This is a genomic window from Cellulomonas xiejunii (assembly GCF_024508315.1).
GTDB classification, from domain to species: domain Bacteria; phylum Actinomycetota; class Actinomycetes; order Actinomycetales; family Cellulomonadaceae; genus Cellulomonas; species Cellulomonas xiejunii.
Genome location: NZ_CP101987.1, coordinates 984,231 through 1,002,261, shown reverse-complemented (window position 1 = coordinate 1,002,261; position 18,031 = coordinate 984,231). Strand labels below are relative to the sequence as shown.

Below are 18,031 nucleotides of genomic sequence, written 5' to 3'. Positions count from 1 at the left end.
GGCGTGAGCCGGCCCGGCCCGGGCGGCGCACACCCCAACGGGTGAGTCCCGACGAAATCGGCACGAGGCTCCTCGCCCCCCGCTAGCGTTCCGGTGCCAACGACGCGAGGGGGACCTGGTGCTGCGCTTCCTGCCGGTGATCGTCGAGATCGCCCTGCTGGTGTTCTGCCTGATCGACTGCATCCAGTCCGACTCCGACCGCGTGCGCAACCTGTCGAAGGGCTGGTGGCTCGTCCTCATCGTCGTGCTGCCCCTCGCGGGCGGCATCGCCTGGCTCGTCGCCGGACGCCCCCAGACGCCGCGCGCGCAGGTCCCGTGGCGCTCGACCGAGACCGCCGGCTTCCCCGAGTACGAGCGTCCCCGCCGGTACGGCGAGGACGCCGCGGCCGAGGAGCGCCGCCGAGCCGAGGAGCGCCGGTCCGACGAGCTCCACGAGCAGATGCTGCGCGAGTGGGAGGCGCAGATCCGCGCCCGCGAGCAGGCCACGGAGCGCGACCGCCCGGACGCCTGACGTGGCGAGCCGGCGCCGCTCGTCCTTCGCGACCTGGGTCAACGGGCGGGGACCGTCGACCTTCATCACGCTCGTCGTGGCGACGGTCGCCGGCCTGGCGGCCTGGCAGGTGCACACCGACGCCGAGGCGATCAGCAGCCGCGGCCTGCGCGCGACGGGCGTCGTCGTGGACGTCTGGTACTCCAAGACGCTGCACGTCGAGGTCCGCTACGCGCCGCACGACGGACCCGAGGTCGTCGCCGAGGTCGTGACCGCGGGCGGGACCCCGTCGGTCGGTGACCAGGTGCCGGTGCTGTACGACCCCCTGGCCCCCGAGGACCGCGTCGTCGACGCCCGCCTGGGCGCCGACGGGACGGGCGCCTGGGTCGGTGGGTCGATCGGCGCCCTGTGCCTGGTCCTCGCGGCCCTCACGTGGACGCGGCGCATCGACTGGGAGCGGGTGCGCCGCTGGCACGAGGGGTAGCGGTCGGTGCCCCCGCCGGGGTTCGAACCCGGACTGGACCGGGTTTAAGCCGGTTGCCTCTGCCGGTTGGGCTACGGGGGCGCGCCGCCATCCTGCCAGGGGCGTGCGCTGGATCGCCCTCTCACGCCCCGGGGTTGGCCGCGATCCCCCACCCCTCCCCCGTGAGAGAGCAATCCAGTCGCGGGGGCGCGTGACTGGATTGCACTCTCGCGCCCACGGGGGTGACTGGATTGCACTCTCGCGCCCCAGGGGGTGGGCGGGGCGGGGTCCCGCCCGACCTTGCTCGTGAGAGTGCGATCCGGTCACGGCGTGCGACGGCCCCGCGACCCGGGGAGGGTGCGCGGGGCCGTCGGCGCCCGTGTCAGGCCTGGTGGGCGTCGTCCTTCGCGGCCGGGGAGTCCTTCTCGGCCTTCTGCGGCGGGAGCGTCGGCGCAGCGGTCGCCCCGTCCGTCGGTGCCGTGGCCTGCGTCGTCTGCTCAACCTTGGGCTTGGGCGGCACCGACGCGGCGCGGAACTCGGCGCGCGGGTCGTGCAGCGAGCCCAGGGCGACGACCTCGCGGCGCAGCAGCACCGAGCCGGTCCAGCCGGCGGCGATGCGCAGCTTGCGGTTGAAGGTCGGCATCGCGAACACGTGGTACGAGCGGTGCAGCACCCACGCGAGGAACCCGCGCACCTTGATCCTGCCGAACATCTGCGCGACGCCCTTGTACATGCCGAGCGAGGCGACGGCACCGACGTTGCGGTGCTTGTAGATCGTCGGCTCCGCGGAGCGCAGCACGAGCGCGAGGTTGTCGCCGATGTGGTTGCCCTCGCGCAGCGCGTGCTGGGCGTTCGGCGGGCAGAACTGGCCCGGGTTGTACAGGTCGGGCACGGCGGCGCAGTCACCGGCGGCCCAGGCGTCGGCCACGACGGTGCCGTCCTCGGCCGTGACCTGCAGGTACTCGTTGCAGATGACACGGCCGAGCTTGTCCAGGGGCAGGTCGGAGTCCTGCAGGACGGGGTTGGCCTTGACCCCCGCGGTCCACACGACCGTCTCGGCGTCGAACTCGGTGCCGTCCGACAGCACGATGTGCCCGTCGACGCACGAGCTGAGGAACGTCGACAGGAAGATCTCGATGTCGCGCTTGCGCAGCTGCTCGAGCGTGTAGCCGCCGAGCTCCTCGTTCACCTCGGGCAGGATGCGGCGGCTGCCCTCGACGAGGACGAAGCGCATCTCGTCCGCGTCGATCTGCCCGTACTTGCGCACGGCGTACCGGGCCATGTCCTCGACCTCACCGAGCGCCTCGACACCGGCGAAGCCGCCGCCGACGAAGACGAAGGTCAGCATCTTGCGGCGCAGCTCGGGGTCCCACGTGGACGCCGCGACGTCGATGCGTCCCAGCACGTGGTTGCGCAGCGCGATGGCCTCCTCGACGTTCTTGAAGCCGATACCGACGTCGGCGAGCCCGGGGATCGGCAGCGTGCGCGCGACGGATCCCAGGCCGACGACGAGGTGGTCGTACGTCACCCAGTACGCGTCGCCCTCGATGGGGGTGATCTGGACGCGGCGCTGCGCGTGCTCGATCTGCGTGACGTGGCCCTGCAGCACGTCGACGCCCTTGAGCGCGCGGCGGTGCGGCGCGACGACGTTGCGGGGGTCGATCGACCCGGCCGCGGCCTCGGGGAGGAACGGCGCGTACGTCATGTAGGGACGCGGGTCGACAACGACGATCGCGGCGTCGCGTCGACCGAGCCGGCGGCGCAGCCGCCGTGCCGAGTACAGGCCGACCGTGCCGCCGCCGAGGACGACGACCCGCGGCACCTTGCGCGGCTTGCCGGCCGGGGCGGGCATGAGCGCGCCCTGCGGGCGGGCAGCATCGACGGAGGCAGACGACTGAGGCATACCTCATACGGTATGCGGGGAGACGCCCCGCAACCCTGTCGGTGAGCGGTGATACCGCGCACACCGGGTGCGCCGGCGCGGTGGGGTCGAGCGCGCTCAGGAGCCGCCGGGCCGGCCCTCGTCGTGCGCGGCGTGCTGTTCTGATGCCTCTTGCTCGGACGCCTGCTCGGTGGTCTCCTGCTCGACGCGCACCGCCGTGATGCGTCGGCCCTCGACCACCCGGACGCGCAGGCGCGTCACGGGCGGGGCGTCCGCGTCGTCGTGCGGGTCGGTGTCGACGTCCACGACGTCGCCGGGGCGGGCCATGCGCCCCAGCCGCGCGAGGACGTAGCCCGCGACCGTCTCGTACGGCCCGTCGGCCAGCACGACGCCGGTGCGGTCCGCGAAGTCCTCGAGCGTGAGCCCCGCGTCGACGTCCGCGTCCCCGACGGCCCGGACGGGGACGTGGTCGTACTCGTCGACGATGTCGCCGACCAGCTCCTCGAGCAGGTCCTCGAGCGTGACGATGCCGTCGGTCCCGCCGTACTCGTCGACGACGACGGCGATGTGCGCGCCGGTGCGTCGCATGGTGGACAGCGTCGGCAGCACCGCGTTGGTGCCGGGCAGCTGCACGACCGGCCGGACCACGTCGCCGACCGTGGTCGCGGAGACCTCGATGATCGCCTCCACCACGCCCTCGCGGCCGTGGGTGTCCGGGTCGACGTCCGCCTCCCGCACCGCGCGCGCGACGGGCGCCAGCAGGTCACGCACGTGCACGAACCCGACGATGTCGTCGAAGTCCTCCCCCGTCACCGGGTACCGCGAGTAGGGCAGGGTGCCGACGAGCTGGGCGGCCCGCGCGATCGGCTCGCTCGCTGCGAGGAACGTGACGTCGGTGCGCGGGCGCATGACCTCGACGAGCGAGCGGTCGCCCGCGTCGAAGATGTCGTCGATGAGGCGCCGCTCGTCCTCGGGCAGGTGGGGGTGCGTGCGCACCAGGTCGCGCAGCTCCTCGTCGCTCATCTGGTCGCCGGTCGCCGCGGGGTCGAAGCCGAGCAGCCGCACGACGCCGTTGGTGGACTTGGACAGCAGCCACACCACGGGGGTCATGAGGGCGGCGAAGCGGTCGAGGGGCGGGCCGACCCACAGCGACACGCGCGCCGCCTGCTGCATCGCGATGCGCTTGGGCACGAGCTCGCCCAGCACGAGCGACAGGTACGCGATGAGCAGCGTGAGGACCACCAGCGCGACACCCTCAGCGGTACCGGAGGCCATCCCGAGCGACTCGAAGACCGGCGCGAGCGCCGAGGCGAGCGTCGAGGCGCCGAACGCTGCCGAGAAGAACCCGGCCACGGTGACACCGATCTGCACGGCGGCGAGGAAGCGGTTGGGGTTGCGCGCCACGGCGGCGACGCGCGCACCGCGATGCCCCTGCTTCTCGAGCTGCCCGAGCTGCGACTCGCGCAGCGAGACCAGTGCGAGCTCGGTGCCCGAGAACACGCCACCGACCAGGACGAAGAGCAGGACGAGGCCGATGTCGGCCCAGATGTCGACGGTCACGGGTCCTTCCAGGGTGGTCGAGCGGGTGCTCCCACCCTAGGTGCCGACCTCGTCCACCCGCTCGGCCCCGTCAGGGAGCGGCCGGTGCGGGTTCGGCGTCGGAGGGTGCGTCCGCCGCCGGTGCGTCCTCGGCTGGGGTCGGCATCTCGTCGACCGGGACCGGCGCCTCGTCGGCAGGGGCCGTGGCCGACGGGGTCGGCGTCGGCTTCGCCTCGTCCGCGGCCTTCTGCCACGGCAGCACGGGAGCAGCCGCCGCGAACGGCCAGGTGGGGGCGCTCAGCCGCTCCCGCAGGTCCTTGTCGGTCAGGTCGAGCGGCCCGCCGTCCGGGAACTCTCCGCGGCTGAGGCTGTGCAGCGGGAAGACGTTCCACCGCGTCTCCCGGTTGGGGCCGGGGACCCCCACGTGCAGGAGAGGCTCGTCGGCACCGTCGGGCCAGTACTCCTGCTGGAGCCAGGGGCTGCCGCCGTCGGGCTCGGTGGTCACGGGACGTCCGAGCTGGTCGAAGACCTGCGCCCCTTCGACGGGGTTGCCGTCGGCGTCGTAGACGAAGAGGTTGAAGGCCCGCTCGCCGTCGACGATCACGCCGTCCTGCGCCGAGTTGTCGACCCAGCCCTCCGCCATCGCCAACTCGTTGCGGTGTGCCCCGGGCAGCGTCAGGACGAGGATCAGAGCCGCGAGCGCGAGCACACGGCTGAGCACCTCCAGCACGCGGTCCCAGCGCGGCCCGGCGCGCCACTCGCCGCGCCCCCACTGCGCGCTCGCCACGATCGCCAGGATCATCAGGACCCAGCCGCCGGAGTCCGACGGCACCCAGAACGGGTACGGCTCGGCACCGATCACCTGCAGCACCAGGTGTGCCAGCGCCCAGCCGCGCAGCACCCACCACGCCGGACGCAGCGCGACGAGCAGGTCCTCGACCCCGGGGAACCAGCGGGTCCCGCGCAGGCGTGCGAGCGTGGTGCGGGCCGCGTCGCGGGTCTCGCGCCACGGTGCCAGCAACGCGGAGCGGAACGCGCTCTCGGCGCGCCCCTGCTGACCGGCCGGGGCCAGCCCTGCGGCAGAGCGCAGCTCGGCTGCGTAGGCCTCCGGCGTGCCGAACTCGTCGACGAGCGAGCCGCGGTGGGCGCGTCCGTCGTCGGCCAGCGCGTCGGCCAGGTTGGCCTCGAGCCCGTCGGTGAGGTCGTCCACCTGCTCCTGCCCGAGATCCGCGAGCGCCGCCCTCACCTGCGCGGCGTACGTCCGGACGTCCTGCGCGATCGTGTCGTCGACGATGCTCATGCCCCACCCTCCGTCCCGAGCAGGCGCTGCATCGTGCCCGCGAACTCGAACCAGTCCTTGCGCTGCGCGGCGAGCATCGCTCGCCCCTGCGCGTTGATGCCGTAGTACTTGCGGTGCGGTCCCTCGTCGCTGGGCACGACGTACGACGTCAGCGCCCCCGACGAGTACAGCCGGCGCAGCGTGCCGTACACCGACGCGTCACCGACCTCCTCGATGCCCGCGGCGCGCAGGCGTCGCACGACGTCGTAGCCGTAGCCGTCCTCGTCCGCGACGACGGACAGCACGGCCAGGTCCAGCACCCCCTTGAGCAGCTGCGTGGTGTCCATCCGGTCTCCCGCTCGTCGTCGCTCCGCCGCCCGCCCGCCCCGGGCGTGCCGGGACGGGCGGGCGGTACGTGGCGCGGGCACCCCTCCAGGGCCCGCACGTCGCACAGTAGTGCGCAATCCGCACTACTGTCCACGACGCGCCACATGGGCGTGTCCCGACTGTGCCGCGGCAGCGGCCGCGCCTCAGCGCTCGGCGATGCTCCAGGCGATGCCGTCGAGGATGTCGTGCTCGGAGGTGACCACGTGGGTCAGCTCTCCCCCGGCCGCCGCCACCTCGCCGCGGACCCGCCGCACGACCTCGCGCCACACGAGCGCGCCCGCGCCGATGACGTCGACCCGGCCGGGGTGCAGGTAGGGCAGCGCCGCGCGCTGCTCGCGCGTGCGGGCCAGCATGTCCTCGCACGACGCGAGCACGTCGTCGACACCGAGCACCGCACCGTCGATGCGCGTGCGGTCGTAGTGGTCCAGGCCGAGGGCGTGCGCGGTGAGCGTCGTCACGGACCCCGCGAGGCCCACGAGCGTCACGGTCCGGCCCAGCGGTACGACGGCAGCAGCGGCGTCCAGCGCCGCCCGCACGTCGGCGTCGGCCGCGGCGACCTGCGCGGGCGTCGGGGGGTCGTCGTGCAGGTGCCGCTCGGTGAGCCGCACCGAGCCCACGTCCATCGACACCGCCGCCTCCGGCGCGTCGGTGCCCAGGACCAGCTCGGTCGAGCCGCCGCCCAGGTCGACGACGAGGAACGGCCCGTCGTACCGGCTCGCGAGCACCCCCGTCGCGCCGCGGAACGACAGCCGCGCCTCCTCGTCCCCCGCGACGACCTCGGGCTCCACGCCCAGCGCGTCGCGCACCCCGGCCACGAAGTCCTCGCGGTTGCGCGCGTCACGCGTCGCGGACGTCGCGACGAACCGCACCGCCTCGACGCCCAGGCGCTGGCACACCTCGTGGTACCGGCGCGTCGCCGAGAGCGTGCGCTCGAGCGCCTCGGGGGCCAGCAGCCCGGTGCGGTCGACGCCCTGGCCCAGTCGCACCACCTCGTTGCTGCGCTCCAGGTCGACGAGGGTGCCCGCCGCCGGGTCGACGTCCGCGACGAGCAGACGGATGGAGTTGGTCCCGCAGTCGATGGCTGCCACGCGTGTCACCGGCACATCGTGCCACCGCCGACCGACACTGCAGACCGGCGGTTCACGGCCGGCGCCCGACCCGCACCGGCCCGCACCGCCCCCGGCGGTCAGCAGGTGCAGCGGTCGGGACGCCACCGGTCGGCGATCATCGCCAGCGCCTCGTCACCCACGGGGTTCACGCCCGGCCCGGCCGCGAGCGCGTGCGCGACCAGCACGTGCAGGCACTTGACGCGCTGCGGCATGCCGCCGGCGGAGATCCCGGCGATCTCCGGCACGTGACCGAGCGCCTCGCGGTCCGCGAGGTACGCCTCGTGCGCGCGCCGGTGCCCCGCCGCGAGCTCCTCGTCCTGCGCGAGCCGCGCCGTCAGCTCCTTCATCACACCCTTCGCCTCGATCGCGCTCACGGCGGCGACGGCCTGCGGCGAGGTCAGGTAGTAGGTCGTCGGGAACGGTGTGCCGTCGTCCAGACGCGGCGCGGTCCGCACCACCAGGGGGCGTCCGCACACGCAGCGCGCGGCGACGCCGACGACCCCGCGCGGCGGCCTGCCGAGCTGCTCGGTCAGCACCTCGACGTCCCGCTCGCTGACGGCGTCCGTCACCGCCGGGGCGTCAGGGACGTCGGGCACGTCGGCGACGTCGGGCAGGGCCGACGGGCCGGGCACGTCGCGGTGCGTGGTGGGGTCAGGTCGTGCGGGCACGGCGGTCCGTTCGTTCGTCCGGTCGGGCCGTCCATTGTCCCCCACGTGCTGTCAGCCGGCGGGCTCCGTGCCGGACTCGGGGACCACCGGGCCACCGGGCGGTGCCGGCTCGTCCGTGGGCCGCCCGTCCACGTCGAGGCTGCCCGCGATCTCCACGGACTCCCACACGGTCGCGTACCAGGGGCGCGTCGCACCGTCGCCCGTCTCGGGGACAGCGCCGCCGACGTCCGCCGGCGTGTCGGGCACGGTCTCGGGGTCGACGACGAGGAACGCGGTCTCCCCCGGCATGACGAACGACAGCCGCTCACGCGCCTGCGCGACGATGTACGCGTCGTCGTCCCACCGCTTGAGGTCGGCCTCCAGGTCGGCGTTCTCCGCGAGCGCCGCGTCACGTGCCAGGCGGAGCTGCTCGACCTCGGCCCGTGCCGAAAGGTAGGAGCCGAGCGTCGGGTAGACCAGGACGAACGCGACCAGGACGACCAGCGAGAACACCATCGCGCGGACCGTGAACATGCGCGGCACGGGCAGACGCGCGGCCTGTGCGGGCGGCGTCCCTCGCGGCGGCGTCCCCGCGCGACCCGGCCCCGGGCGTCCGCGGCCGGCTCCCGGACGGGAGGCGCCCACCTTCGGCACGGCCCCCGAGCGCGGAGCCGCACTGCGCACGCCACGGGGGGACGTCGACGAGCTCGACCTGCCCGTTGGCACCCGTCCCGCGCGCGGGACGGCGCCCGACGGCGTCTCGTCACGCCCCGGTCGCCGGCCGGAGCCTGGCGCGGGAGGACGACGGGGCGAGGGCATGGCGTCGATTCTGCCTGGCGCTCGACGGATCCGACGGACGTCGACGGGTGCGCCGTGCCGGGATGGACGGTCACACACCTGCTCATGCGCCTGCGGAGCCGCGGCTGGGGCGACATGACCTGGCAGGAGTCCCCCACCGGGCGGCCCCGCCGGTACCACCGCCTCACCGACCCGGGGCGCGCCGCCCGCGGCGCCTTCGTCGAGGTCTGGCGCCACTACCGCACCGCCGTCGACCGCCTGCTGGAAGGACCGCCCGCACGACCGCGGTCGCCACCCCCCTGACGCCTCCCCACGCACGGCGACGCCCGGCCCACCGTGACGGTGGACCGGGCGTCGTCGTTCAGGCGGTGATCAGCCCTGGAAGCGCGGGAAGGCGCTCGCACCGGCGTAGATGCCGGCGTCGTCGAGCTCCTCCTCGATGCGCAGGAGCTGGTTGTACTTGTTGATGCGCTCGCCACGGGCGGGCGCACCGGTCTTGATCTGGCCGGCGTTCGTCGCGACGGACAGGTCCGCGATCGTCGTGTCCTCGGTCTCGCCGGAGCGGTGCGAGGTCATCGTCGTGAAGCCGTTGCGCTGCGCGAGCGAGACCGCGTCGAGCGTCTCGGTGAGCGAGCCGATCTGGTTGAGCTTGACCAGCAGGGAGTTCGCGGCCTTGAGCTTGATGCCCTTGGCGAGGCGCTCCGGGTTGGTGACGAACAGGTCGTCGCCGACGATCTGGACCTTGTCGCCGATGCGCGCCATGAGCGCGACCCAGGCCTCCCAGTCGTCCTCGGCCAGCGGGTCCTCGATGGAGACCAGCGGGTAGTCCGCGACGAGTGCCTCGTAGTACTCGATCATCGCGGCCGACTGCAGCTTCTGGCCCTCGAACGCGTACTTGTCGTCGGAGAAGAACTCCGTCGCCGCGACGTCGAGCGCGAGCGCGACGTCCTTGCCGGGCACGAAGCCGGCCTTCTCGATCGCGGTGATGATGAGGTCGAGCGCGGCGCGGTTGCTCGGCAGGTTCGGGGCGAAGCCGCCCTCGTCGCCGAGACCGGTCGACAGGCCGTTGCTCTTCAGCACGGACTTCAGCGAGTGGTAGACCTCGGTGCCGGTCCGCAGCGCCTCACGGAACGTGGGGGCGCCGATCGGGGCGACCATGAACTCCTGGACGTCGACGTTGGAGTCGGCGTGCGACCCACCGTTGAGGATGTTCATCATCGGCACGGGCAGGACGTGCGCGTTGGGGCCGCCGACGTAGCGGAACAGCGGCAGGTCGGCCGAGTCGGCCGCGGCCTTGGCGACCGCGAGCGAGACGCCGAGGATCGCGTTGGCGCCCAGCTTGCCCTTGTTGGGCGTGCCGTCGAGCTCGATGAGCGCGGCGTCCACGAGACGCTGCTCGCTGGCCTCGAAGCCGATGAGCTCGGGAGCGATGTCGTCGATCACGGCGTTGACGGCGCCCTGGACGCCCTTGCCGAGGTAGCGGGGGTCATCGGCGTCACGGCGCTCGACGGCCTCGAACGCACCGGTGGACGCCCCCGAGGGGACGGCGGCACGGGCGATGGTGCCGTCGTCGAGGGCGACCTCGACCTCGACAGTGGGGTTGCCGCGCGAGTCCAGGATCTCGCGGGCGCCAACGGCCTCGATGCTGGCCATGGGTGCTCCTTCGACAGACGGGTGGGTTTGCCCACCCAGCCTAGTGCCGCTGGTCAGATGGGGCCTCGGGACCTTCGGCAGGTGGACGACGACCCCCTGACCAGCAGCGATGCTGGCAGGCACATCCCGCGACGTGCGAGCATGCGACGTGACGTCCGCCGATCCCTCCGCCGCGCTCGTCGCCCGGCTGCGCGCCGCCGGCTGCGTCTTCGCGGAGGACGAGGCAGCGCTGCTCGTCGCGGCGGCCGGGGACCAGCCCTCCGCCGGCGGCGTCGCGAGCCCGGCCGGCACGGTCGACGCCCTGGAGGCCCTCGTCGCCCGCCGGGTCGCCGGCGAGCCGCTCGAGACGGTGCTCGGGTGGGTCGAGTTCGCTGGGCTCCGGCTCGGCGTCGGGCCCGGCGTGTTCGTCCCCCGGCGCCGGACCGAGCTGCTCGCCCGGACGGCCGTGCGTCTGGCGCGCGAGTCCGGGCCCACGCCCGTGGTCGTGGAGGCGTGCTGCGGTGTCGCGCCCGTCGCGAGCCTCGTCGCCCGTGAGGTGCCGGGCGCCCAGGTCCACGCGGCGGACCTCGACCCCGTCGCCGTCGGGTGGGCGCGGCGCAACCTCGCGCACAGGGGGCAGGCGTGGGTGGGGGACCTGCTCGACCCGGTGCCGCCCGCGCTGCGCGGACGCGTCGACGTGCTCGTCGCGAACGCGCCCTACGTGCCGCACGACGCGATCGCCACCATGCCGCCCGAGGCGCGGGACCACGAGCCCCACGCCGCCCTCGACGGCGGTGCGGACGGGGTCGACGTCCAGCGCCGGCTGCTCGCGCTCGCGCCGGTGTGGGTGCGCGCCGGTGGTCACGTGCTGGTCGAGACGAGCGTCCGGCAGACCGCGCTGACCCGGGCCGCGTGCCCGCCCGGGTGGCCGGTCGAGGTCCTGCGTGACGACGACGTCGACGGCACGGTCGTCGTCGCGCGCCGCCCCGCCTGAACGCACGAGACCGGGCCCGGAGCGCTCACCACCCGGGGTGAACGGTCCGAGCCCGGTCTCGCGCCGCAGCCTTCTCAGCCGGCGGGGCGGAGGGTCAGCCGACCGTGCACGGCGTGCCGTTGAGCGCGAACGCCGTGGGACGCGGGTTGCTGCCCGTGTGCGAGCCGTTGAACCCGATGTCGACGGTGCCGCCCGCGGCGAGCGTGCCGTTCCACGGCGCGTTGGCTGCCGTGACCGTCGTGCCGGACTGCGACCACGTCGCCGACCAGCCCTGCGTGACTCGCTGGCCGCCCGTGAACGCGAAGGTCAGGGTCCAGCCGGTCAGCGCCGACGAGCCCGCGTTGGTGACCCGCACGCCCGCCGTGAAGCCCGTGTTCCAGTCGTTCGTCGTGTACGCGACGCGGCAGGTGGCGCCGGTGCTCGGCGTCGGGGTGGGCGTCACCGTCGGGGTGGCGGTCGCGGTCGGCGTGGCGGTCGGGGTGGCGGTCGCCGTCGGCGTGGCCGTCGCGGTCGGTGTGGCGGTCGGGGTGGCGGTCGGTGTGGCGGTCGGGGTGGCGGTCGCCGTCGGGGTGGGCGTCGTCGTCGTCCCGATGCGGGACGGGTCCACGATCCCCCAGTACGCGGGCTTGACCTGCAGCTCCCCGTCGAAGAGGAGCGGTGCCGCACCCGAGCGCAGCCACGTCCGGGAGTCCTCCAGGCCCCAGATCGTGATCGACTCGAACGACGACGCGTGCCGCTCGAGCATCGTGAACATGTCGCGGTAGTAGTACCCCTGCTCGACCAGGCGGGCCGCCGGCGGTGTCGTCCACTGCTCGCCGGAGTCGCGGTACGCCGACACGTCGAGCTCGGTGACGGCCTGCCGCACGTCGAGCGCCTCGAAGGCCTCGATCGTGTCCTCGATCATGGAGATCGAGCGGCCGACCTCGACGTGCAGCTGGTGCCCGACGCCGTCGACCGGCACGCCCTGCGCGAGCAGGTCGGTGACGAGACGCAGGTAGGGCGCGCGCTTGTTCGGGTACTCCGAGTTGTAGTCGTTGATGTACAGCTGGACCTCGGGACCGAACGCGGCGCGCGCGTACCGGAAGGCGTCGGCGATGTACGACGGGCCGAGGATGCGGTACCACTCGCTGCGACGCAGGCCGTCGGACTGGTTCTCGTCGATGACCTCGTTGACCACGTCGAACGCGAAGATCGGGTTGCCGGGCGTGCCGTACTCGCCGTACGTCTCGCGGTAGTGGTCGGCGACCGCCTCGATGTGCGTGCGCAGGCGCTCGCGCAGCAGCGCCTGGTCGGCGGTCGACGTCGTCAGGGCGGCACCGTCGCGCTGGAAGAACCAGGCGGGCGTCTGCTGGTGCCACAGCAGCGTGTGGCCGTAGACGCGCATGTCGTGCTCGATCGCCCAGTCGACGAGGCCGTCGGCCGCACCGAACGTGAACGTGCCCTCGGTGGGCTGGATCGACTCCGGCTTCATCTGGTTGCCGGGCGTGATCTGCTCCGCGTGGTGCGCGAGCAGGTCGCCGCGGCCCCCGAGGACGTCCTGCGGCTCGACGGCGATGCCGAACGGCACGGACACGGCGTCGGAGACCGGGGTCACCGAGAGGTCGGGGGTGTACTCGATGCCCGTCACGAGGACGTCGTCGATCATGATGTCGACCGGTGCGGACACGGACTCGACGTAGAACGAGGACGTGTCGAACGGCCCGGGGGTGTAGATGCCGGTGACCTGCCGCCACTGGCTCGTCACGCCCTCGACCGTCGTGATGGTCTCGTACGTCGGCTCACCGCCGAGGTCGCGCTGCGCGGAGAGCCGCAGGTCGGCCGTGCCGGCGCCGTCGGGCAGCCGCACCCACAGGCTGATCGTGTAGGTCGTGCCGGGCTCGAACAGCTCGGTGGCGGGGACGAGTGCGCCGTCCCACGGGTCCACCCGGTCCTCCACGAGGAGGCTGCCGGCGCCGCGAGCACCGGTGGCGGTCGTGCTCACGCTCGCCACGCCGCGCGCCTCCCAGCCGTCCAGCCCCGACTCGAAGTCCGCGGTGTGCACGACCACGGGGGACGCCGCGCGGGCTGGTGCGACGAGCGGCGAGCCCAGCGCGCCGGCGAGGGCCAGGGTGGCCGCCACCAGGGCTGCAGCGCCGGTGACGGCGATCCGCGGGCTCGTGGTGGCGGGGCGGGCGGACGGCATGGAGGTCTCCTCGCGACGGTGGTGGATCGTCACAGCACGACCCGTCGCGAGGCTAGGTCCGCGGGTGGGGCGGGAGCAGCCTCCGAATCATTTCAGTGCCTGCTCCCGCGCCCTCGTCCGCGCGTCTCCGCCCTGGTCAGCCCACTGCCAGCGGCGCGACGATCTGCTCGACCTGGTCCTTGGCGTCACCGAACAGCATGGCCGTGTTCTCCCGGAAGAACAGCGGGTTCTGCACACCGGCGTAGCCCGTGGCCATGGACCGCTTGAACACGATCACCTGCTTGGCCTTCCACACCTCGAGCACCGGCATGCCGGCGATGGGCGACGACGGGTCGTCGAGCGCGGAGGGGTTCACGGTGTCGTTCGCGCCGATGACGAGCACGACGTCCGTGTCCGCGAAGTCGTCGTTGATCTCGTCCATCTCGAAGACGATGTCGTACGGCACCTTGGCCTCGGCGAGCAGCACGTTCATGTGCCCGGGCAGCCGCCCCGCGACGGGGTGCACGGCGAACCGCACGTCGACGCCCTGGCCGCGCAGCTTGGAGACCAGGTCCGCGACGGGGTACTGCGCCTTGGCGACGGCCATCCCGTAGCCCGGGGCGATGACGACGCGGCTCGCGTCGCGCAGCAGGTCGGCCACCTCGACCGCGCTGATCTCGCGGTGCTCGCCGTAGTCGTGGTCACCGGCCGCGACCTTGCCGCCCTCGGCCCCGAACCCGCCGAGGATCACCGACACGAACGACCGGTTCATGGCCTTGCACATGATGAAGGACAGGATCGCGCCGGAGGACCCGACGAGCGCGCCGACGATGATGAGCAGGTCGTTGCTCAGCATGAAGCCGGCCGCGGCCGCCGCCCAGCCCGAGTACGAGTTCAGCATGGACACGACGACCGGCATGTCGCCGCCGCCGATCGACGCGACCAGGTGCCAGCCGAGCGCGAGCGCGACGACCGTCATCAGCGCGAGCGGCAGCAGCGCGTGGCTGTCGATGAACCACGCCATGAGCCCCGCCGAGGCGACGAGCGCCCCCAGGTTCAGCCAGTTGCGGCCGGGCAGCATGAGCGGGGCGCTCTTGATGCGCGCCGACAGCTTGAGGAACGCGACGATCGAGCCGGTGAACGTGACCGCACCGATGAGCACGCCGAGGAACACCTCGACCAGGTGCAGGGCGTCCGGCTCCTCGGTGAGGAACGAGTTGAACCCGACGAGCACCGCGGCGAGCCCGACGAACGAGTGCAGGATCGCGATCATCTCGGGCATCTGCGTCATCTCGACGCTGCGCGCCCGCCAGATGCCGATGCCGGCCCCCAGGGCGAGCGCCATCGCGATGAGCAGCAGCGTCACGGGGACGGACCGCTCGGAGAGGTCGGCCGCGAGCGCGACCGTGGCGAGCAGCGCGAGGACCATGCCCGCGATGCCGTAGAGGTTGCCGCGACGTGCGGTCTCCTGCTTGCTCAGCCCTGCGAGGGAGAGCACGAAGAGGATCGCCGCGATCAGGTAGACGGCCTGGGCCAGTGACGTGAGCACGCCCGTCACGCCTCCTTCCGGAACATGTGGATCATGCGGAACGCGACGAGGAACCCGCCGAAGATGTTAATCGCCGCGACGGTCGCGGCGACGAACGCCAGGGTGCTGACGACCCAGCTCGCGTTGCCGATCTGCAGCAGCGCGCCGACCAGGATGATCCCGCTGATGGCGTTGGTGGTCGCCATGAGCGGGGTGTGCAGCGAGTGGCTGACGTTGGAGATCACGTAGTACCCGACCACCACGGCGAGCGCGAAGACCGTCGCGTGCAGCAGGAACGACGCCGGGGCGGCCGTCAGCGCCAGGACCGTGAGCACGGCCCCGAGCACTGCGAGGACCCCGTTGCGGCGGGACCTGCGCGCGGCGGCCTCGGCGGCCGCGGCCTTCTTCGCGGCCAGCTCCTCCGGCGTCTCGACGGGCGCCGTCGCGACGGGCGCGGCGGCGGACACCGCGACCGGCGGCGGCGGCCACGTGACGTCGCCGCCCGTGGTGACGGTCATCCCCCGCTGCACCGGGTCCTCGAGGTCGAGCACGACCTGGCCGTCCTTGCCCGGGGTGAGCAGCGCCAGCAGGTGCACGATGTTGGTGCCGAACAGCTGCGACGTGTGCTGCGGCATGCGGCTCGGCAGGTCCGTGTAGCCGAGGATGATGACGCCGTTGTCGGACACGACGCGCTCCCCGGGGACGGTGAGCTCGCAGTTGCCGCCGCCGGACGCGGCGAGGTCGACGATCACCGAGCCGGGGGTCATGGCCTCGACCATGTCCTTGGTGATCGTGCGCGGCGCCTGGCCCCGCACGAGGGCGGTGGTGACGACGACGTTCGCCCAGGCGGTCTGCTCGGCGTACATCGCGGCCGTCAGCTGCTCCTGCTCCGCCGTGAGCTCGCGGGCGTAGCCGTCCGTCGAGACCTCCTGGTTGGCACCCTCCGCCTGGACGAAGGTCGCCCCCATGGACTCGATCTGCTCGCCGACCTCGGGTCGGACGTCGAACGCCCGCACCTGAGCGCCGAGGCTGCTGGCGGTGCCGAGCGCGGCGAGCCCGGCGACGCCCGCGCCGATGACGAAGACGTTGGCGGGCGGGGTCTTGCCGGCGGCGGTCACCTGACCGGTGAACATCCCGCCGAACTCCTCGGCCGCCTCGATCACGGCGCGGTAGCCCGCGACGTTCGACAGCGTCGACAGCACGTCGAGCGCCTGCGCGCGGGAGATGCGCGGGACCGCGTCGAGCGCGAGTGCCGTGATCCCGTGACCGGCCAGGCGTGCCGCCAGGTCGGGGTCGGCGAAGGGCGCCATGGTCGCGACGAGCGTCGCGCCGGGGCGCATCGCGTCGACGTCCGACGGCAGGTGCACCGCGGTGACGACGTCGCACGCCAGCACGTCCGCCCGCTCGGCGAGCGTGGCCCCCGCGGCGGCGTAGGCCTCGTCGGTGAACGTCGCGGCGACGCCCGCGTCACGTTCGACGAGGACCTCGTACCCCAGGTCACGGAGCTTGGCGACGGTCTTGGGCGTCGCGGCGACGAGCCGCTCTCCCGGGCGCTGCTCGCGCGGGACGCCGATCCTCATGCGTGCTCTCCTTCGACGGGACGGTGAGCGGGACGTGGGTCCTGCTCGCGGGGTCAATCCTCACCGGACGCGATCGCGGCTGGGTCGGACCTTCGACCCCCACAGGTGCATTCTCCCGGGCCGCACGGGCAGGTGAGTCCCCGGTCCGAGCCCTCGCGTCCCACCCTTCGAGACGAGCCCGGTCTCCGACGTCCGAGGTGGCCGCTGTCAGCCCTCGGCCCGGCGGGCCACGGACTCCCACGTCGCGGTCGCACGGCGCAGTGCGGCCTCGGCGTCGACGCCCGCGCGGTGGGCCGCGGCGACGAGCCCCAGCAGCGCGTCGCCCAGGGCCACCTCGGTCACCGCGTCGCCGACCGGGGCCGTCGGGGGTGGGGCTGCGGCGAGCAGCCCTGCCTGGTCGGCCCGCGCGACGAGCTTCTGTGCGCGCGCGAGCGCACCCATCGTGGCCGGGACGCCGTCGAGCGCCGACGTCCGCGCCGGCTTCTCGGCCCGCTTGAGCCGTTCCCAGCGCTCCAGCACGGCAGCGACGTCGATCTCCCCGTCGCCGTCGGCGTCGAAGACGTGCGGGTTGCGGCGCACCAGCTTGGCGACGAGCGCGTCGGCCACGTCGGCCACGTCGAACGGGTCGTCCTCGTCCTCGGCGGCCACCCGCGCGTGGAACAGGACCTGGAGCAGGACGTCCCCGAGCTCCTCGCGCAACCCGGCGCGGTCGCCGGCCTCGACCGCCTCGACGAGCTCGTGCGCCTCCTCGACCGCGTAGGGCAGGAGCGACGCGTGCGTCTGCAGCGCGTACCAGGGGCAGCCCCCGGGCGACCGCAGCCGGTCCAGCACGGCGACGGCACGCGCGAGCGCGGCCGCCTGCCGCGCGGTGAGCGGGACCTCGCCCGGACCGGGCGTCGTCACGTCGGTCAGGGTGTCACCGGGGCGCGGGCGCGGGCGTCGCACCCTCCGCGGGAGCGTTGCGGCCACCCTCGGGGACCACCCAGGACGGTGTCGTGGGCGGCGCGACGAGCAGGTCGTCGGTGAACTCGCCGAACCGCGGGTTGACCTCGATGTCGGCGGCGGCCACGCGCTCCTGGTACTCGTCGGCAGCGGCCTGCGCCGTGGGCAGGTCCTGCAGCGCGGCGATCGCGAGCGAGTACCGCGCCACGGCGAGCGCGCCCGGCCCGAACTCCCGCGCGGAGCCCTCCTCCTCGCCCAGCGCCTGCACCGCGACGGTGCGCAGCAGCTCGCGTGCCTGCTCGTCGTTGACCCCGACGCCCTCGTCGGCCGCCACCTCGAGGGCGATCGGCTCGGTGATCATGACCCCGAGGACGTCCTGCGTACGGGCCCCCGCGAAGATCGGCGCGAGCTCCTCCTGCGCGGTCGCCAGCTCGGCCGTCGTGATCGTGCGTCCGTCGACGACCGCCGCCGCACCCGGCTGCCCCGAGCACCCCACGAGCAGACCGCCCGCCGCGACCACCGCCGCCACCACCCGTCCGCGTCCTCGCGTCCGTCGCACCGTCACCAGGGCCTCCCGCTCACGTTCCGTTGGACTCGGCC

Annotated in this window: 17 protein-coding genes and 1 tRNA gene; 4 read left to right on the top strand and 14 right to left on the bottom strand. The window is 73.6% G+C overall.

Going from position 1 to position 18,031, the window contains the following annotated elements; translation table 11 throughout:
• Positions 1-118: 118 nt before the first annotated feature.
• The gene (locus NP048_RS04740; RefSeq protein ID WP_227578338.1) at positions 119-511 is read left to right on the top strand and encodes a PLD nuclease N-terminal domain-containing protein; all 393 of its coding nucleotides are present in this window, start codon (positions 119-121) and stop codon (positions 509-511) included.
• 1 nt (position 512) lies between these two features.
• On the top strand, positions 513-974 hold the full coding sequence (locus NP048_RS04735; protein WP_227578337.1) for a DUF3592 domain-containing protein: 462 nt from the start codon (positions 513-515) through the stop codon (positions 972-974).
• Positions 975-981: 7 nt separating this feature from the next.
• Here the strand turns inward: NP048_RS04735 and NP048_RS04730 are convergent.
• From NP048_RS04730 to NP048_RS04695, 8 genes are all read right to left on the bottom strand, one after another.
• A tRNA-Leu gene (locus tag NP048_RS04730) sits at positions 982-1,055 on the bottom strand.
• Between the two features lie 280 nt (positions 1,056-1,335).
• Positions 1,336-2,856: an NAD(P)/FAD-dependent oxidoreductase gene (locus tag NP048_RS04725; RefSeq protein WP_227578336.1), complete on the bottom strand. Its 1,521-nt coding sequence runs from the start codon at positions 2,854-2,856 to the stop codon at positions 1,336-1,338.
• Positions 2,857-2,952: 96 nt separating this feature from the next.
• Entirely contained in the window at positions 2,953-4,395 is a 1,443-nt protein-coding gene (locus tag NP048_RS04720) for a hemolysin family protein (protein ID WP_227578335.1), read from the bottom strand.
• Between the two features lie 70 nt (positions 4,396-4,465).
• Positions 4,466-5,674 (bottom strand): hypothetical protein, encoded by a 1,209-nt coding sequence (locus NP048_RS04715; protein WP_227578334.1) that lies wholly within the window; start codon positions 5,672-5,674, stop codon positions 4,466-4,468.
• Positions 5,671-6,000 carry a PadR family transcriptional regulator gene (locus NP048_RS04710; protein WP_227578333.1) on the bottom strand — a complete coding sequence of 110 codons (330 nt, stop codon included), beginning with the start codon at positions 5,998-6,000 and terminating at the stop codon, positions 5,671-5,673. Before NP048_RS04710 ends, NP048_RS04715 begins: the two co-directional genes overlap by 4 nt.
• A 183-nt stretch (positions 6,001-6,183) precedes the next feature.
• Positions 6,184-7,137, bottom strand: a complete 954-nt coding sequence (locus NP048_RS04705; RefSeq protein ID WP_284439725.1) for a Ppx/GppA phosphatase family protein — start codon at positions 7,135-7,137, stop codon at positions 6,184-6,186.
• An 89-nt stretch (positions 7,138-7,226) separates the two neighbouring features.
• A complete protein-coding gene (locus NP048_RS04700; protein ID WP_372456850.1) occupies positions 7,227-7,745 on the bottom strand; it encodes a DUF501 domain-containing protein in 519 nt (172 codons plus the stop codon).
• A gap of 123 nt (positions 7,746-7,868) precedes the next feature.
• A complete protein-coding gene (locus NP048_RS04695; RefSeq protein WP_227578331.1) occupies positions 7,869-8,330 on the bottom strand; it encodes an FtsB family cell division protein in 462 nt (153 codons plus the stop codon).
• Between the two features lie 369 nt (positions 8,331-8,699).
• On the opposite strand from NP048_RS04695, the gene NP048_RS04690 reads away from it, so the two are divergent.
• Entirely contained in the window at positions 8,700-8,897 is a 198-nt protein-coding gene (locus tag NP048_RS04690; protein WP_227578330.1) for a PadR family transcriptional regulator, read from the top strand.
• A 69-nt stretch (positions 8,898-8,966) separates the two neighbouring features.
• Here NP048_RS04690 and eno read toward each other — a convergent pair whose 3' ends face one another.
• On the bottom strand, positions 8,967-10,247 hold the full coding sequence (gene eno / locus NP048_RS04685) for a phosphopyruvate hydratase (protein WP_227578329.1): 1,281 nt from the start codon (positions 10,245-10,247) through the stop codon (positions 8,967-8,969).
• 148 nt (positions 10,248-10,395) lie between these two features.
• Here eno and NP048_RS04680 point away from each other — a divergent pair, with 148 nt between their 5' ends.
• A complete protein-coding gene (locus NP048_RS04680) occupies positions 10,396-11,220 on the top strand; it encodes a putative protein N(5)-glutamine methyltransferase (RefSeq protein WP_227578328.1) in 825 nt (274 codons plus the stop codon).
• A 94-nt stretch (positions 11,221-11,314) separates the two neighbouring features.
• Here NP048_RS04680 and NP048_RS04675 read toward each other — a convergent pair whose 3' ends face one another.
• From NP048_RS04675 to NP048_RS04655, 5 genes are all read right to left on the bottom strand, one after another.
• The gene (locus NP048_RS04675) at positions 11,315-13,402 is read right to left on the bottom strand and encodes an endo-1,4-beta-xylanase (RefSeq protein WP_227578327.1); all 2,088 of its coding nucleotides are present in this window, start codon (positions 13,400-13,402) and stop codon (positions 11,315-11,317) included.
• A gap of 136 nt (positions 13,403-13,538) precedes the next feature.
• The gene (gene pntB, locus NP048_RS04670; RefSeq protein ID WP_227578326.1) at positions 13,539-14,930 is read right to left on the bottom strand and encodes a Re/Si-specific NAD(P)(+) transhydrogenase subunit beta; all 1,392 of its coding nucleotides are present in this window, start codon (positions 14,928-14,930) and stop codon (positions 13,539-13,541) included.
• Between the two features lie 5 nt (positions 14,931-14,935).
• Complete coding sequence (locus NP048_RS04665; protein WP_227578325.1) at positions 14,936-16,489, bottom strand: Re/Si-specific NAD(P)(+) transhydrogenase subunit alpha; 1,554 nt, start codon at positions 16,487-16,489, stop codon at positions 14,936-14,938.
• 207 nt (positions 16,490-16,696) lie between these two features.
• Complete coding sequence (locus NP048_RS04660) at positions 16,697-17,392, bottom strand: nucleoside triphosphate pyrophosphohydrolase (RefSeq protein ID WP_227578324.1); 696 nt, start codon at positions 17,390-17,392, stop codon at positions 16,697-16,699.
• A gap of 13 nt (positions 17,393-17,405) precedes the next feature.
• Entirely contained in the window at positions 17,406-17,996 is a 591-nt protein-coding gene (locus NP048_RS04655; RefSeq protein WP_227578323.1) for a SurA N-terminal domain-containing protein, read from the bottom strand.
• Positions 17,997-18,031 lie beyond the last annotated feature (35 nt).

Coding starts and splice junctions, on each gene's coding strand:
- NP048_RS04690 (WP_227578330.1), top strand. CDS start 8,700: ATGCGCCTGCGGAGCCGCGGCTGGGGCGACATGACCTGGCAGGAGTCC.
- NP048_RS04675 (WP_227578327.1), bottom strand. CDS start 13,402: ATGCCGTCCGCCCGCCCCGCCACCACGAGCCCGCGGATCGCCGTCACC.
- eno (WP_227578329.1), bottom strand. CDS start 10,247: ATGGCCAGCATCGAGGCCGTTGGCGCCCGCGAGATCCTGGACTCGCGC.
- NP048_RS04715 (WP_227578334.1), bottom strand. CDS start 5,674: ATGAGCATCGTCGACGACACGATCGCGCAGGACGTCCGGACGTACGCC.
- NP048_RS04665 (WP_227578325.1), bottom strand. CDS start 16,489: ATGAGGATCGGCGTCCCGCGCGAGCAGCGCCCGGGAGAGCGGCTCGTC.
- NP048_RS04695 (WP_227578331.1), bottom strand. CDS start 8,330: ATGTTCACGGTCCGCGCGATGGTGTTCTCGCTGGTCGTCCTGGTCGCG.
- NP048_RS04725 (WP_227578336.1), bottom strand. CDS start 2,856: ATGCCTCAGTCGTCTGCCTCCGTCGATGCTGCCCGCCCGCAGGGCGCG.
- NP048_RS04710 (WP_227578333.1), bottom strand. CDS start 6,000: ATGGACACCACGCAGCTGCTCAAGGGGGTGCTGGACCTGGCCGTGCTG.